This is a genomic window from Spirochaeta lutea (genome assembly GCF_000758165.1).
Lineage (GTDB): Bacteria > Spirochaetota > Spirochaetia > DSM-27196 > Salinispiraceae > Spirochaeta_D > Spirochaeta_D lutea.
This window is the reverse complement of sequence record NZ_JNUP01000045.1, coordinates 90,924-106,893: the sequence shown is the minus strand read 5'-3', so window position 1 is coordinate 106,893 and position 15,970 is coordinate 90,924. Positions and strand designations below refer to the sequence as shown.

15 protein-coding genes are annotated in these 15,970 nt (G+C 51.7%); 6 read left to right on the top strand and 9 right to left on the bottom strand.

Going from position 1 to position 15,970, the window contains the following annotated elements; translation table 11 throughout:
• Positions 1-168 precede the first annotated feature (168 nt).
• The 5 genes from DC28_RS05190 (at position 169) to ettA (ending at position 5,731) form a co-directional block, all read left to right on the top strand.
• Positions 169-1,539 (top strand): dicarboxylate/amino acid:cation symporter, encoded by a 1,371-nt coding sequence (locus DC28_RS05190; protein ID WP_037546549.1) that lies wholly within the window; start codon positions 169-171, stop codon positions 1,537-1,539.
• 161 nt (positions 1,540-1,700) lie between these two features.
• The gene (locus DC28_RS05185) at positions 1,701-2,516 is read left to right on the top strand and encodes an AAC(3) family N-acetyltransferase (RefSeq protein ID WP_037546548.1); all 816 of its coding nucleotides are present in this window, start codon (positions 1,701-1,703) and stop codon (positions 2,514-2,516) included.
• A 304-nt stretch (positions 2,517-2,820) separates the two neighbouring features.
• Entirely contained in the window at positions 2,821-3,312 is a 492-nt protein-coding gene (locus DC28_RS05180) for a flavodoxin family protein (RefSeq protein ID WP_037546547.1), read from the top strand.
• Positions 3,309-3,503 (top strand): YwbE family protein, encoded by a 195-nt coding sequence (locus DC28_RS05175; RefSeq protein ID WP_037546546.1) that lies wholly within the window; start codon positions 3,309-3,311, stop codon positions 3,501-3,503. The genes DC28_RS05180 and DC28_RS05175 overlap by 4 nt, the downstream gene beginning before the upstream one ends.
• A 536-nt stretch (positions 3,504-4,039) precedes the next feature.
• Positions 4,040-5,731: an energy-dependent translational throttle protein EttA gene (gene ettA, locus DC28_RS05170; RefSeq protein ID WP_037546544.1), complete on the top strand. Its 1,692-nt coding sequence runs from the start codon at positions 4,040-4,042 to the stop codon at positions 5,729-5,731.
• A gap of 61 nt (positions 5,732-5,792) precedes the next feature.
• Here the strand turns inward: ettA and DC28_RS05165 are convergent, their stop codons facing one another.
• Both DC28_RS05165 and serS read right to left on the bottom strand, forming a co-directional pair.
• On the bottom strand, positions 5,793-7,043 hold the full coding sequence (locus tag DC28_RS05165; RefSeq protein ID WP_037546543.1) for an N-acetylneuraminate synthase family protein: 1,251 nt from the start codon (positions 7,041-7,043) through the stop codon (positions 5,793-5,795).
• A gap of 9 nt (positions 7,044-7,052) precedes the next feature.
• Positions 7,053-8,339, bottom strand: a complete 1,287-nt coding sequence (serS, locus tag DC28_RS05160; protein ID WP_037546542.1) for a serine--tRNA ligase — start codon at positions 8,337-8,339, stop codon at positions 7,053-7,055.
• 64 nt (positions 8,340-8,403) lie between these two features.
• On the opposite strand from serS, the gene DC28_RS05155 reads away from it, so the two are divergent.
• Entirely contained in the window at positions 8,404-9,360 is a 957-nt protein-coding gene (locus tag DC28_RS05155; protein WP_081941970.1) for an alpha/beta hydrolase, read from the top strand.
• Between the two features lie 178 nt (positions 9,361-9,538).
• Here the strand turns inward: DC28_RS05155 and proC are convergent, their stop codons facing one another.
• The 7 genes from proC to prfA form a co-directional block, all read right to left on the bottom strand.
• Positions 9,539-10,333, bottom strand: coding sequence for a pyrroline-5-carboxylate reductase (gene proC / locus DC28_RS05150; protein ID WP_037546539.1), 795 nt, complete (start codon positions 10,331-10,333; stop codon positions 9,539-9,541).
• A gap of 192 nt (positions 10,334-10,525) precedes the next feature.
• A complete protein-coding gene (locus DC28_RS05145) occupies positions 10,526-11,041 on the bottom strand; it encodes a tRNA (cytidine(34)-2'-O)-methyltransferase (protein ID WP_037546537.1) in 516 nt (171 codons plus the stop codon).
• Complete coding sequence (locus DC28_RS05140; protein ID WP_037546536.1) at positions 11,038-11,268, bottom strand: hypothetical protein; 231 nt, start codon at positions 11,266-11,268, stop codon at positions 11,038-11,040. The genes DC28_RS05145 and DC28_RS05140 overlap by 4 nt, the downstream gene beginning before the upstream one ends.
• Positions 11,234-11,785, bottom strand: coding sequence for a thiol peroxidase (gene tpx / locus DC28_RS05135; protein ID WP_052078482.1), 552 nt, complete (start codon positions 11,783-11,785; stop codon positions 11,234-11,236). Before tpx ends, DC28_RS05140 begins: the two co-directional genes overlap by 35 nt.
• A 116-nt stretch (positions 11,786-11,901) precedes the next feature.
• Positions 11,902-13,917, bottom strand: a complete 2,016-nt coding sequence (locus DC28_RS05130) for a RelA/SpoT family protein (RefSeq protein WP_238565770.1) — start codon at positions 13,915-13,917, stop codon at positions 11,902-11,904.
• Positions 13,918-13,977: 60 nt separating this feature from the next.
• Entirely contained in the window at positions 13,978-14,892 is a 915-nt protein-coding gene (gene prmC, locus DC28_RS05125; protein ID WP_052078480.1) for a peptide chain release factor N(5)-glutamine methyltransferase, read from the bottom strand.
• Entirely contained in the window at positions 14,893-15,960 is a 1,068-nt protein-coding gene (gene prfA, locus DC28_RS05120; protein ID WP_037546534.1) for a peptide chain release factor 1, read from the bottom strand.
• Between the last annotated feature and the right edge of the window lie 10 nt (positions 15,961-15,970).

The window sequence follows — 15,970 nt, the reverse complement described above, 5'->3', positions numbered from 1 at the left end:
CCATATATCCGGGAAGAACATAGGGTTTGCTTCAAGGGTGGGGGAAGGTTTGCAAAAAGTTACAGGGTTCTGCGCACTATGAAAGGATTCCACGGACTGGGTGAAGGTTTGCATGAAACTTGACTAACCTGCTACAGTAAGTGTAATATCTGAGTAAAGGAGTTTGATATGGATACTACAGTTCTGCTTTGGTTGGCAGGCTTTGTTCTATTGCTTGTCGGTCTGGGTTTGTTAAAACGATTTACATCCCTCTCTTTTTCTGTTCGGGTCTTCATTGCCATGCTGGCAGGTATGGCCCTGGGATTGGGAGTTTTTGCAGGAGTGAGTGAGGAGACCGGGGGAGAACTACGTCGATGGTTTAGCCTTGTGGGCTACGGGTATGTGGATCTTTTACGGATGCTTATCATTCCCCTGGTGCCCACCAGCATCATTGCCGGGTTCCTGAAGCTTGAAAATACCCGAGAACTCAAACAGCTGGGAACACGAACCCTGGGTCTGTTCCTCATTACAGCGACCATCGCGAGTCTCATTGGTATAATCCTTGCGTCTATCTTGGGAATCGGTGCAGGAGCCGTTACCGAGGGCTTGGCACCCCGGGAGGAAACGAGTATCGGCAGCATTTTTCAACAGTTCCGTAGCTTTATTCCTTCCAATCCGGTGGAGGCAGCGGCGGAAACCAGGTTAATTCCTTTGGTTGTATTCTCAGTCCTCCTGGGGGTAGCTGCGGTGATTGAACAGGGACGGAAACCTGAACGGGTGGCTGCTTTCCGAGAGGTGATCAGCTCGGTTCTTCATGTGGTGATTCGCCTTACCAAGCTCGTAATCAGCCTGACGCCCTTCGGTGTCCTGGGGCTCATGGCATACTGGATGAGCAATACCGGGCTATCAGCGTTACCGGATTTGGGGCTCTTTGTACTGGGGATTGTCATCGCCTGTGCCCTACAGATCGGCCTTGTTTACGGTGGGCTGTTAGGGGGGGTAGCACGGATAAATCCTTGGAGATTTTACCGGGCGGCATCCCCGGCCATGCTGTTGGCCTTTACAAGCCGCTCCAGTGCAGGGACCTTGACCCTAACCATCAACACCATGATTAACCGGCTTAAGGTATCTTCCCGGGTATCAAACTTTGTGGGGCCTATTGGTGCGGTAATGAATATGGATGCCTGCGGTGGGATTTATCCTGCTATGGTTTCGATTTTTGCGGCGAATGCCTTCGGGATTGATCTGAGCCTGATTCAGTATGTTCTGATTGTAGTGGTATCAATCTTAGCCAGTATCGGGAGCGCAGCGGTTCCCATGGGGGCCACTGCGTTCACGGTAATCACCCTCTCCGCGGTTGGACTACCCGTGGAGGCCATCGGGTTGGTTGCCGGGGTAGATTTCCTGGTTGACATGTTCCGAACCGCTACGAACGTGACCGGTGACCTGACAACCTCTGTTATCGTCGGGAATTCCCTCGGGGAGTTCGACCGGGAGGCTTTCAACAGTCAGGTTTTTACCGATTCTTCGGAAGAGCCTCAGACAGCAGAATCACCCTAAAAACCGAAGTATTGTGTCGAAGAACCCTCCCGCACCGGGAGGGTTTTTTTATGCTATCATGGGAGGGTACCTTGTTGCATTGCAAACGGCGATGCGTGCAGCCTTCATGGCCCTGGGTTGGGCTCGGGAGGAGGATACCATGAAACCAGGAGACGTTGAAAATGCATACGAAAATGACACTGAAGGGCGAAATTTCTAAGCTGGGTATCGACCCTGAAGACCGGCTGTTGATCCATTCCTCGATGAAGGCTCTGGGCGAGGTAGAGGGGGGTGCAGACACCGTACTGGATGCGTTTATTGAGTATCTGGCTGCGGGATTGCTCATGTTCCCCACCCATACATGGAAGCAGGTAGGTGAAACCAACCCCGTGTTTGATCCGAAAACCGATGCGTCATGTGTGGGTATTCTGACCAACCTCTTTATGAAGCGGCCAGGGGTGTTCCGGAGTCTGCACCCTACCCATTCGGTGGCTGCCATCGGTCGGGATGCTGAATCCTATACGAAGGGTGAAGAATTAACCCGTACAGCCTGCCCGCGTTCGGGATGTTGGGGGCGCTTGGTGGATATCGAGGCGAAGATTCTGTTTTTAGGCTGTTCTATGAGGAGTAATACCTTGATTCACGGGGTGGAGGAATGGATGGATATTCCCGACCGGCTTTCCCCGGTACCCCAGCCACTGAAGGTTCGGACTGAACACGGCTTGGTTAACTGCCCGCAGTATCGGCATCAGAGCAGATTCGGTGATGTCTCTCAGACCTACGGGAAACTTGAGAAGCCCCTGCTCAATCTGGGAGCGGCTACCGAGGGGTATATCGGGGATGCACGGTGTATTTTGGTTCAGGTGACCCCGATGGTGGATTTTGTACAATTCCTCCTGGAACAGAACCCAAGGTTGTTTCAATCCTACGATTCAGTGCCTGAAGCGGATGTGCGCAGGTGGCGGGAGAGATCTGCAGGACGATACAATCTGACCTAATTACGGGGTTGCAGTGAACGGCCCTGCACAGCAGTACTGGGGTCCCTTGGCAGATCGTCTTGAAGTAGTCCGGTAAGCATGATCCCATGAATAAATACGGGGGTCAGGGGTACTGCACAGTACGGAACAGCTGGATGGGGAAAACACATGGGCTTGACCCATGAAATAGATATATAGTGCGCAAAAGGTTGTAACTTTTCACCTTGGGCACACTACCAGTGGATAAAAAATAAGATGGTTCCGCTATATCTGGGGTAGTTTACAACCTTTTGCGCACTAAGAAATAGATAATGAGGAGAGAAGAATGAACCTAGTGATTGTGTATGATTCAGTATTTGGAAACACCAAGGAACTTGCCCAGACCATGGGGGCTGCTGCTGCCTCCCATTCAACAGTGGTGGTTAAACACCGGGGGGAGGTGACATCCCAGGACATCTCCCAGGCGGATATGGTGGTTGTTGCCTCTCCGACCAGAGCATTTAACCCGACTCCGGAGCTAAAGGAGTTTCTGAAAGATATGGCTCCGGGTAGTCTTACCGGTAAACGGGTGGCTGCCTGGGATACCCGGGTTGATGTGGCTAAGGTTAACTCAAAACTCCTTAGCGGTATGGTTTCCCTATTCGGCTATGCTGCCCCCAAGCTTCTGACCATCCTCAAGAAAAAGGGCGGAACAGCGGCTGCTGAGGCTGAAGGATTTTTTGTCGAAGACAAGGAGGGCCCTGTGATGCCCGGGGAAGCTCAACGGGCAGAAGCGTGGATCAGTACCCTGGTAAAGAGCTCAGGAGAACGATCATGAGTACTATTTCCAGGGGGGATATCAAGCCGGGAACAAGGGTTGGTATCGTCCAAAAGCAGGATCAGCCTACCGGAGCCATAACCGAGGGTGTTGTTCAGGATATCCTAACCAAGTCCTCCAGCCATCCTCATGGTATAAAGGTCCGGTTGAGGGACGGTACTGTAGGGCGAGTGAAGGTATTATTAGATTAGCACCCGGGTTGCCGGGTTGGTACTCAGGCAAATCTCCCTGAGCCTGAAGCCCCTTTGCGTGGGGGGCAGGGATTACTCTCCCTGCCCCCAAGTGACGGCTCCAGGGGTAGACAAGGCGGCCTTTCAGGTATTCAAGTGCTATGGGGCCCGCGCTATAGGACAAGACGGTGTTCCGGTCTGATATTACACCGTCGTGGGCCATGGTGCCCGCGTTATAGGCCCATCACCCCTGGTGACGGTGCGTCGAAGCTATGCTACTATCCTGTTGAGAGAACACGGGTATGAGGAGCTACTCATGTACTAGATGCCGTAACACTGGATGAAACGGCATCAACCCTCAAACTCTTATATAGTGCGCAAAAGGTTGTAAACGACACCCAAAATAGCGGAATAACCACTAATTGCACCCATGGGTGGTGTCGCCAGGATGTACTGTTATAGGCGTTTACGCACTACAAAACTCTTAGGGTTGACCGCCTGGGCAGTTCTGCTGCCCCGGATTTTCCTACCCTGTATACCATACCAAGGAGTACAAGATGGCAGCGCCCAGTAACGGCGAAGATAAAAAAATTATTTACTCAATGTACAAGGTGAGTAAATATCATGGGACCAAACAGGTTCTCAAGGATATAAGTCTGTCCTATTTTTACGGGGCAAAGATCGGGGTGATTGGTCTGAACGGCTCAGGGAAATCTTCTTTGCTAAAGATACTCGCCGGGATTGATGAGGATTTCAACGGGGAGACGAGTGTGAGCCCGGGCTTTACCCTGGGGTATCTTGAGCAGGAGCCCGAACTTGAGTCTGGAAAAACCGTAAAAGAGATCGTGTCCCAGGGGGCTCAGGAGACGGTAGATCTCCTGGCTGAGTTTGATCGGATCAATGAGGCCTTCGGGGATCCGGATGCCGACATGGACGAACTTCTGGAACGCCAGGGGAAGGTTCAGGAACGCCTTGATGCCCTGGATGCCTGGGATCTTGATAGCAGACTGGACCTGGCGATGGATGCCCTGAGGTGCCCCCCTGCCGACCAGGTGGTGGATAGCCTATCGGGGGGTGAACGGCGCAGGGTAGCGCTCTGCCGGTTGCTGCTTAAAAAACCTGATATTCTCCTGCTCGATGAACCGACCAACCATCTGGATGCCGAATCCATTGCGTGGTTGGAACGGCATTTAAAGCAGTATGCCGGAACAATAATTGCAGTAACCCATGATCGATATTTTTTAGATAATGTGGCCGGTTGGATTCTTGAGCTCGATCGTGGCGAGGGTATCCCATGGAAGGGCAATTATTCAAGTTGGCTGAAACAAAAACAGGAACGGCTGCGGTTGGAGGAAAAATCCGAGAGTGAGCGTCAACGGACCCTTGCCAGGGAACTTGAGTGGATTTCCATGAGTCCCAAGGGCCGGCATGCTAAGGCTAAGAGCAGGATTACCAACTACGAAAAGCTCCTTACCCAGGGTGGCCCGGAGCAGCAGCGTGAGCTCAGACTATTTATCCCTCCTGGACCACGACTTGGTGATATTGTAATTGAGGCCAATGGTGTATCCAAGGAGTTCGATGGAAAGCTTCTCTACGATGATCTGAATTTTTCCCTGCCTCCGGGAGGAGTGGTTGGTATCATCGGTCCGAATGGTGCAGGTAAAACAACCCTTTTTAACATGATCACCGGTTCGGTTGAACCGGATAAGGGAGCGTTCCGGGTGGGGGAGACGGTTAGTCTTGCCTATGTGGAGCAGAGCCGGGAACAGCTTGATCCAAAGAAGTCTGTTTGGGAGATGATCAGCGGAGGAAATGATTCCGTCAGCCTTGGAAACCGTAGCGTTAATAGCCGAGCATACGTGAGCTGGTTTAATTTTAACGGTTCAGACCAACAGAAGGCCGTGGGCATACTATCCGGCGGCGAGCGAAACCGGGTGAATTTGGCGATGATGGTTAAAAGCGGCGCCAATGTGATACTCCTGGATGAGCCCACCAATGACTTGGATGTGAATACCATGAGGGCTTTGGAGGAGGCTCTGGATAGTTTTGCTGGTTGTGCCGTGGTTATTAGCCATGACCGTTGGTTTCTGGACCGCATTTGTACCCATATTTTGGCCTTTGAGGGAGAGTCCCAGGTTCGATGGTTTGAGGGTAACTACAGCGAGTATGAAGAAGACCGGCGTAAACGACTAGGCGCTGAGGCAGACCGTCCCCATAGGATCGTTTACCGCAATCTTACCCGGGACTAGGTCCCGGGTCATGCAAGTTCCTTCATGGGGGATACCGGTAGATCCCATCGCAGAGTCGAAGTTATTCCTGTAGCAGGTGATTCCAGGTTAGGCCTTCACCATCCTCGAGGTCCATGGTCAGGCGTTTTCCCAGGACAATATCCATAAATCGCGGATGTATACCCGGGGATAGAGATTTCTCGGTACGAAGTACAGCCACATCTTCCACTCCCAATCGGGAACCGGCCGGAAGGGAGTGCAGGGCATGAATACTTCGGTTTGTTCTCCCGTAGTTATCGCTCTCACTCTTTGCAAGCTCTTTTACCCCTGAACCGAGAATCTGTTGAACCCGTTCGCTTCCATATTCTTCCTCTAAATCAGGGATTATGGCAAAGGGGTCATCTTTGTAGCTGGCAATGAGACTTGCCATGTGAGCGAACTGTTGGGGAACCAGGGCTATGGGATCATCCAAGCCGGAACTCGTTTTGTCCAGGGTTAGGTGTTTTTCTATCAAATGTGCACCCAGGGCGGTTGCCAGAAGGGGAACCAGGACTGGGTCGAGGCTATGATCGCTTACGCCCAGGGGGATGCCAAAAATGCCGTGGAGGGTTCGGAGGACCCGGAGATTGTACTCCGCCTCTGGGGCGGGGTAACTGGTGATGCAATGCAGCAGACTCACTCGGTGGTTCAAGGCTGGATTGAAGGGGTTCACAAACGGTTTTTCTATTTTACCAATATTAGCGTCATCAGGGGCTGGATGGGCTGATTCATCATCCTTTGCAAGGGTATCGATACCTTCACCCTTCTTCGGAAGACGATTCCCGGGGGAATAAGCCCTAGGACTTACTGCGAAAACCTCCAAGGCATCGGCAATATCGCGAAGCCGGCTGACGCCCGTGGACAGTATGGTGGGCAAACCGGTTGCTGCGGCCTCACGCAGCAGCGGCAGGTGGTTTAGCTCAGGACTTGCAATCTTCAGGGCCGGTACGCCCAGGCTTACAAGGTGTTGAAGGCTGCGTGTACCGAAGGGGCTGCAGAGAAATCCTATTTGGTATTGCTCACAGAGCTCCATGAGCCGGGCATAAAAATCTATGGGTTTCTCAAGGTTTTTAAAGGATTTGTACAGATCCGTATTACCTCCGGGCAGCGAAACCGACCCAGTACGGGGGTGAAGGATCTCATCAGCGATAATATACTGAAACTTTGCAACCTGGGCACCGGATTCTTTAGCTGCGGCTACCAGTTCCTCAGCCTTTGACAGATCTCCGCCGTGGCTTGTTCCGATTTCCGCCACAATCAGAGGCAGGGGGTGTCCCGGTATTCTTGGTTCCATAGTTCATCCTCATCCCCGGGGGGACCGCGGTCTGATGCTGTCAAAACCCAGGTATGGAACCAGGGCTTTCGGCATGCTTACAGAGCCGTCTTCGTTCTGGAAATTCTCTAGTATGGAAATGATTGCTCGGCTGATAGCGATGGCGGTGCCGTTAAGCATATGAACAAATCCCTTGCCGCTTTCACCCTTGTAGCGAACGCCGAGTCTACGAGCCTGATAGTCCGTACAATTACTGGTACTGGTGATCTCACCCCAATCCCCAGCTTCCCCTCGTCCCGGCATCCATGCCTCTAAATCATATTTTCGATAGGCAGGAGCACCCAGGTCTCCCGTACAGGTATCCACTACCCGAAAGGGGATATCAAGGCTGGTAAATAACTCTTCTTCGATGGCACGTAGTTTTTCATGAATTTCTGCACTCTGGTGGGGCAGACAGTAGACAAACATCTCTACCTTGGTGAACTGGTGAACCCGGTATAATCCCTTGGAAAACTGCCCGGCGGCTCCAGCCTCCCGACGGAAGCAGTGACTCAGTCCGGCATACATGATCGGCAGGTCCGCCTCCTGAAGCATCTGACCCATGTGGTATCCGCCCAGGGTGATCTCTGCGGTTCCCACAAGACAGGTGCCCGTACCCTCCAAGGCATAGATGTTGCTCTCTTCACCCCGAGGGTTAAAACCAATGCCCTCCAGGACCTCCTCCTTGGCGATGTCCGGGGTGATCACCGGAGTAAACCCCCGCTTTTGAAGGAGATCCATGGCGTAACGCACTAGAGCGAGTTCCAGGAATACTCCTTCATTCTTCAGGTAGTAAAACTTAGATCCGGATACCTGTGCGCCGGTCTCAAAGTCAATGATATCCAGGGATTTCCCTAACTCTACATGGTCCTTGGCCTGAAAAGCGAACTGTCTCGGATCACCCACCCGGAGGATTTCAAGGTTATCCTTATCCTCCTTACCTATGGGAGCATCGGGGTGGGCCATATTGGGAATTTTTCCCAGTTCTAGGGTTAGTAGATTCTCCGTAGCATTAAGTTCGGATTCAAGGGCGGGAATCTTATCCTTGATACTCTTTCCTGCTGCGATCAATTGCTCTCGGGTTTGAGGATCCATGGGACCCTTCATCTTTTTCGCGTGTTCATTCCGTGCCTGGCGCAGCTCATCCAGTTGCTGAATGAGACGGCTCCTTTCGTCGGACAGGGCTACAACCCGGTCTGGATCGGCGCTCATATTACGGTTCGCGATATTTGTTTTCACTTCTTCAAGATGGTCCCGGATGTATTTCAGATCTAACATGCCGGTATGATAGCCGAAAACAACTTAGCTTGGCAACGAATATCCGTCATGGTACTATCCATCCATGGGCATACTCATGGTGTTCTTCCTGATTCTTACCCTACTTGGAATCTGCTACTTGGGTCTGGGATGGTACGTATCCCGGGCAGTAATTAATAAGCCGGGATCTTCCGAAGAGCAGACTCTATCCCACGGTCTTGAAGAAGGGGAGATAACCCCGGCATTCATGGACATGCCCAGGGAAGAGTTCACTGTCCCTTCGCCCTGGGGCTACTCCCTGCGAACCCTGCACATCCATCCGCCGGAGGCCGGCCGGTCTGCTGTCGGAACGGTGATCTTCATCCACGGCATTACCTCGACCTGGCACGGAATGGTAAAGTATATGGGTGATTTTCTCGAACGGGGATGGCAGGTGTATGCCTATAACCAGCGGAACCATTACGGGTCCGGCGGTCGGAATAAAACCTACGGCTTTTTCGAAAAAGGTGATTTAAAAGCCGTGTTAGATGCCGTCGAACTAAGAAACCGTCAGCGGGGTCTCGCTCCGCAGCTTCCCCTGGTCTTGTACGGAGAATCCATGGGTGCTGCTACCATGCTCCAGTACAATCCCCAGGATCCTCGTATTAGGCTTCGGGTCAATGATTGCAGTTTTTCCGATATGACCGAGGTTGTTGCCTTTGGGATGAACCAGGTAGGTATCCCAAAGGGAATACAGCCGTTTCTGGTATTTGCAGGGAGTCTGGTCACCTGGTTGCGCCAGGGGTTTTTCTTCCGCCAAGTTAGTCCGCGGGAGGCCGTCAAGACCATGACGAGCCCGGTTCTTACCCTGCATGGGGAGGATGACGAAACGTCTCCGGTTAGGATGGCCCGGGAACTCCAAGAAGCCATTCAAATCTCCCCGGCAGGGTCCGAAAGCAGGATGGTAACCTTCCCCGGGGCTGGTCACGCGCGATCCATATTAGAGCACCCCGATAGGTATCGGCGGGAGCTCTGGCAGTGGATAGAATCCCATATCGACTAGGGTCTATGCGGCAGATTGGTTTGCCGGATGGATTAATACGGCGAAACTTGTAACCTCCAGGCCAATAACACCCACACTGGCATACCGGTGAATCCATTCACCGCCGGCCTAAGTGGCCCAGGATTCAGCGCCTCATCGGATTGCACCCTCGGCAGGGCCTCCAGAGACGGTTTCGGGTTTACTGTTCGAGTTGGGAGCTCCGTAACGCAGCACGCTCGACGGCATCGACGATGGTGGGGGTAAATCCGCCCTGCTCCAGGGCAAGAATTCCCTCGATGGTGGTTCCTTCGGGGCTGCACACCTTGGTTATTAGTTCCACAGGTTGGGTTTTGGTTTCCCGGATCGTCTGAATAGCCCCCTCCATAACATCTAAGGCTATCTCAAGGCTCGAATCGTAGGGGATGCCAACCTTGGTTCCTCCCAGAGCCATGGCATGAAGATAAGCAAAGGCGAAGGCTATACCGCTTCCGCTGGTTCCGATGATAGCCGGCATCAGCCGCTCAGGTACTTCAACCCCGAGTCCCAGGGAGTTCGCAATCTGATAGCTCAATTCACGAAAAACTTCGCTTGATTTTTCACTGTAACATACTCCCACAACACTGCGTTGAACTTGGGCCGCAAGGCTCGGCATGAATCGTGCAACCTCCTGGGCACCGGTGAGGTCATGAATGTATTGAAGGGTCTTCCCCGCCAAGATAGATATAACGGGGGTGGTGCCTACCACGGGCTTGATATTCTTCGCTAAGGCTTCAAGGTCTTGGGGTTTGATTGCCAGGATTACCACCTGGGCTTCCGTGAAGAGCCGGGAGAGATCACCGGTGCAATCCTCGGCTCCGTAGGTAGTAATCGCGTGTTCCAGCCTTGACTGGTTCTTTTCTGCCACCAATAAGGTTTTTCCACCACCGGATGCTCTTACACCCTTAACCAGAGCCTCTCCCATGTTCCCAAATCCGATAATTCCGAGTTGCTGCATTCCTGTCTCCTTGGTGTTGCTCTGCAGCTGGACGTACCGCGAAGCAGTTCCAGCGTTTCTATTAAAGTATTAAGTAGTGCGCAAAAGGTTGTAAACTACACCAGATATAGTGGCACAGCCCGGGAACCAACCCAGGGATGGTGTCGCCAGGGTGAAAAGTTACAACCTTTTGCGCACTAAATAAGTATTACCTTAAGTATTATCTCCATACCTGGTCAGCGCAAGACCGGGCCAGCCCCACTGTCTGAAAACCTCGAAACCGCAAACGGCCACAGCATTAGACAGGTTCAGGCTTCTGGAATCTGCACGCATCGGAATTCGAATGGCCCTGTTGGCTGCCCGGTCAATAATTTCCATAGGGAGCCCCTTGGTCTCCTTACCAAAAATGAGCCAGGTCATCTCAGGGTAAGAGGGTTCGGTATAATTATGATAACCCTTGGTGGTGAGGCAATATGCCCGGGAAAACCAATCATGGCAACGGTCCTCCTGAGAACTGGAAAAGACCTCCCAGGAAGCATAGGTCTTAACGGATACCTGATCCCAGTAGTCAAGTCCTGCCCGGCGTACAGCCCGTTCATCGACAGAAAATCCCAGAGGTTCAATCAGATGGAGGGTGGCACCGATGGCAGCACAGGTTCGTGCGATATTTCCGGTATTTTGGGGAATTTCAGGCTCGTGGAGGACGATATGGAGTGCGTGTTCTTTCATGGGGTGAGTCGTTCCTTCAGGGCATGGATGAGTTCATTACCCCGTAATCCTGCATGGAGGATCTCTTGCAGATCCCTATTGGGGCTACCATGGGTGTCAACATATTCCTCGTTCAAGAGTTCTGCTGAGCTGATGATAGTGCTTAAGCAGTTGTTCAAATCGTGAAGAATTTGATGTTCCCGGGAGGGCTGTTCAGGATTTTGATTTGTGTTGCTCTGGGACTTCAATCCGCATCTCCCTGGCCTTGTCTAATGCAGTTAACACCTGATCATAGTTTGGTTCCTGGGCAATTTCCGGAACTAATTCAGCATATAAAACCGTGTTACTGTGGTCAAGGATAAATACCGATCGAGCCAACAATCCGGTAAGAGGACCGTCTACTATCTCTAAACCCATAGTTTGTCCGAAGCTTTGATCTCTCATGGATGAAAGGGGGATGATGTTCCGCAGCTTTGACTCATGGAGGTGCCTGGCTAATGCGAAGGGTAGATCGCGGCTGATGGTGAAGACGAGGGCATCTGCAAGTTTGACAGCGTATTGGTCAAACTCTCTGGCACTCGCCGCACACACCCCGGTGTCAATGCTGGGTACAATATTCAAGATCTTATAGGGACTAACGAAGGACTGAAGGGTAACGTCCCGTAGATCGGTGGTGGTCAGTGATAAGGTCGGGAGAATGTATCCGGGCTGTGGTACCGTCCCGGAGGTATGGATTGTTTCACCCTTGAATAGTAATTCCGCCATGGCAGTAAGGTACTGATTTTTATCTTCCGGGGGAAGTACCGAGGCCGCTTGGGGGAGGATTCATGAGGATTCATGAGGATTGCATGCGGATCGCGGGAACAGGGTGGGGTGGCTGACTAACGGAAGAGATGGTCTGGATGTTCGGGAGTATTGTCCTTGAGGGAGATAACCGATGGGATTAGTCGGATGTTTTTCATCACCCGTTCATAGTCTTCGTGGCGTTCGATCTCGATGGTGAAATGACCCTCAAGGGTACCGGTGTTCGTAGGGTCCACCTTTCCTTCCAAGAGATGTCCGTGGTGCTTCTTGATGGCACCTTCAATCTGGCTGAAGAGGTCACTGGTCTTCCTGCTGGTAACCATGAATCGGTGGGTTTTACGAGGCGAAACGGTTTCCCACTCCACCTCAATGGTCCGCTGTTCAATATCTTCTATGGCAGGCAGGTTCTTGCAGTCTTTTTTATGAATGACTATCCCCCTGCCTCTGCTGATGTAACCGATTATGGGGTCGCCTACCTCTGGCTTACAGCAGTTTGCAAACCGAATGAGCATATTGCGATTATTCCCTACCCGCACCCCAACCTTATCCTTATTGAGTATTCTATTGGGTTGACGTTTGAGCTCCTTGAGCTTTGAGGGACGTTGACTCTTTCCCGTCTTGCCTTGATCACCCTGGGGCTCCTGCTCTTTTTCTTTTCGTTTACGGGCAACGATGTTTTGCCCGATGATCAAATCGTCTTCATGATGGTTCAACCACGCCCGGATTTTGCTGCGAGCCCGGCTGGTTTTTACTACCCGGAGCCATTCAACATGGGGGTGTGCATTCGCTTGGGTAAGAACCTCAATAACCTGGGTGTTTTTCAAGGGCTCCTTCAGACTGATGATGGAACCATCGGCCTTGGCTCCTGCGGTACGGTGTCCAACCTCAGTGTGGATATGGTAGGCAAAATCCAAGGCGGTAGCCCCCTTAGGTAGCTGAATTACATCTCCTTTGGGGGTAAAAACATAGATCGAATCTCTGAGCACTTCCCGCTTCATCTCTTCCAGGAATTCCGTGCTGGCAATTCTTGCTCTATTTAGATCACGGAGGCGGTTTATGAATGAGAGGCTGGAAACATCAACCTTATCGGGATTTTTGATCCCTTCTTTGTAGAGCCAGTGGGCAGCTACACCAAATTCTGCGGTTTTATGCATGGTTGTTGTACGGATCTGAATTTCCAATAAACGGCCGTCAAATCCCATCACTGTTGTATGGAGACTTTGGTATTTGTTCTCCTTGGGCATGGCTATGTAGTCTTTGAAGCGGCCTTCTATGGGCATCCATATTCGGTGCACGATACCGAGGGTAATGTAGCATTCATGGATGGTCTCACAGAGTATCCGTAGGCCGAGCATATCGTAGATCTCGTCCAGGCCTTTACCCTTCAGTTTCATCTTTCGATAAATCGAATAAAAGTGCTTTGCCCGGGTTTCGACCTTTATCTCCAGACCTTCCTTGACTGCTTCCTTGTAGATGGATTTTTTAACCCTATCAAGGTACTCTGATCGCTGGGTTCGTTTTTGCGATACGGCCTGTTTTATCTGGTTGTATACCTCAGGTTGAAGGTGTTTCAGACTGAGATCTTCGAGTTCATCCTTCATCCAGCTGATCCCCAACCGGTCGGCCAGGGGAGCGTAGATATCAAGGCATTCTTGGGCTATCGCCTTGCGTCGTTCCGGCCCCTTATGCTCCAGAGTCCGCATATTATGCAATTTGTCAGCCAGTTTAATCAGGATAACCCGTACATCCTTGACCATTGCAAATAGCATCTTTCGTATGGTCTCAGCCTCAACACTGCTTTTATTCTTAGATTTTACAATATCGATTTTTGTTACACCAAAAACCAGAGCCTCAACCTGTTTTCCGAATTCCTGGCGCAGCTGAGAACGCTCCAGGTGGGTATCCTCCAGGGTATCATGCAGCAGGGCCGCGATTATGGTGACTGCGTCCATTTGAAGATCCAAAAGGATTCCTGCAACCTCAATGGGATGTATTACGTAGGGTTCGCCACTCGCACGCATTTGCCCGGAATGCAACTCCTCACTCCGCTGGGCCGCATAGAGTATTTGTTCCTGCTCTTCAGGTGCAAACATATTTAGTCGTTTAGAAAATTCAGCTATTTTGCTTTTTACCATATGGATCCCAAAACCTACCTACCGTGTCCCCCGGGTTATCCGTTCTCTATCGGATAAATCATTACGGATCTTAATGTCGGAAAAACCCGCGGATTGCAGTAACTCAGCTACCGCCTTACACTGGGAAGGCCCAGATTCAATATACAATCTTCCAGAGGGTTTTAGCCAGTCCCGGGCCTGGGCAATCAGAAGGCGGATGCATAACAGTCCGTCATCCCCGGCGGAAAGCGCTAGTTCCGGTTCTTTCCATCCTGCATCCATACATGTTGACCATTCTTGTTGGGTTAAATAGGGGGGATTTGCCGTAATGATATCGAACCGATAGACACCAGGTCCGGAAGGTAGGCCGTTTAAGAGATCGGCTTTGTAGACCCTTCCGTCCACTCCAAGGTTCCGGCGATTGGTTTCAGCCGTTTCTACCGCGGTATCGTCAATGTCGCTGGCGCTGACCAGCCAAGCATTACGGTGATACTTAATCGTCCACGGTATACATCCGGTCCCAGTGCAACAGTCGTGCAGCCTTGGTTGGACTCCCTCGGATGCGTAGAAATCCTCGGGATAGTCCTCAAGCACCCAAGAAACGAGAACCTCCGTTTCTTCTCTGGGAATTAAGACGCCGGGAGCGACATAGTAATCGAGACCAAAAAACTCCTGAGAACCGCGGAGGTAGGCAATGGGTTCTCCAGCGATACGTTTTCGTAGAAGCTCTCGGTAACAGCGGAATGACGAGAACTCAAGGGGGTCCTGTAACCTAGACCATAGATAATCCGGTGAAATGTTCAGCGCCAGGGCCAATAGCACCCGGGACTCCAGGCCTGGATTAAGGTCATTTATCTGGAAGACCCCGTAGGTGTAGGGGTTCGCCCCGGAGAACCCCTTTTCTAAGTACCGTCGACCGATATTGAGAGCTTGGTGGATACGGAGGGGTGTCAATTACCCCTCCTGGCTTTGCAGTGCCTCTTCCCTATCGGTCATCCGTAATGTTTCGATAATTTCCGAGAGATCACCCTGCATAATCTGATCCAAGCGGTACAGGGTCAGGTTTATCCGATGGTCGGTGAGACGGTTCTGGGGGAAGTTATAGGTCCTGATTCGTTCAGACCTGTCCCCCGATCCGATCATACTCTTTCGCTGGGCGGAAAGCTCAGCCTGACGTTTTGATTCTTCCAGCTCGTAGAGGCGGGCCTTTAATACCCGCAGGGCCTTTGCTTTATTTTTATGCTGGCTTTTCTCATCCTGACACGAGACGACCAGACCCGTAGGGATGTGGGTCACTCGCACCGCGGAGTCGGTAGTATTAACACTCTGGCCCCCGGGGCCGCTGGAGCGGAATACATCAATCCGCAGATCTTTTTCCTCAATGGCTATGTCTGTCTCCTCAGCTTCAGGGAGGACAGCAACGGTACAGGCAGAGGTATGGATTCGGCCGCCGCTCTCAGTGGTAGGCACTCGTTGAACCCGGTGTCCTCCGGATTCGTATTTAAGGGTGCCGAAGACATCTTTTCCGGAGATAGAGAGGATTATTTCCTTAAGGCCACCTACCTCGGTTTCGTGGGCAGTCATAACCTCTATTTTCCAAGACATGGTTTCCGCATACCGGGAGTACATTCTGTACAGGTCCCCGGCAAAGAGGCTTGCTTCATCTCCACCGGTTCCCGCCCGTATCTCCATGATGGCATTCTTCCCATCCAGGGGATCCTTAGGAATTAAGAGCAGTCTCAGGTCTGCCTCGAGACCTTCTTTTTTACCCTCCAGGCCGTCCAACTCCTCGCGCGCCATTTCACGGAGTTCAGAATCTTGTTCCTGGAGCATGACCCGGGCATCCTCAATTCCTTGGAGAACTTCTTTATAGGCCGTGTAAGCCTCGACAATCTCTGATAGATGGTTATGTTCCATCATGACTTCTTTATAGCGTTTCGGATCCTTGGGGAGATCAGGATCCATCATCTTCTCTTCTAAGGCCTTAAACCGGCCAGCCATGGTTTCTAATTTTTCAATCATACCTGCATCC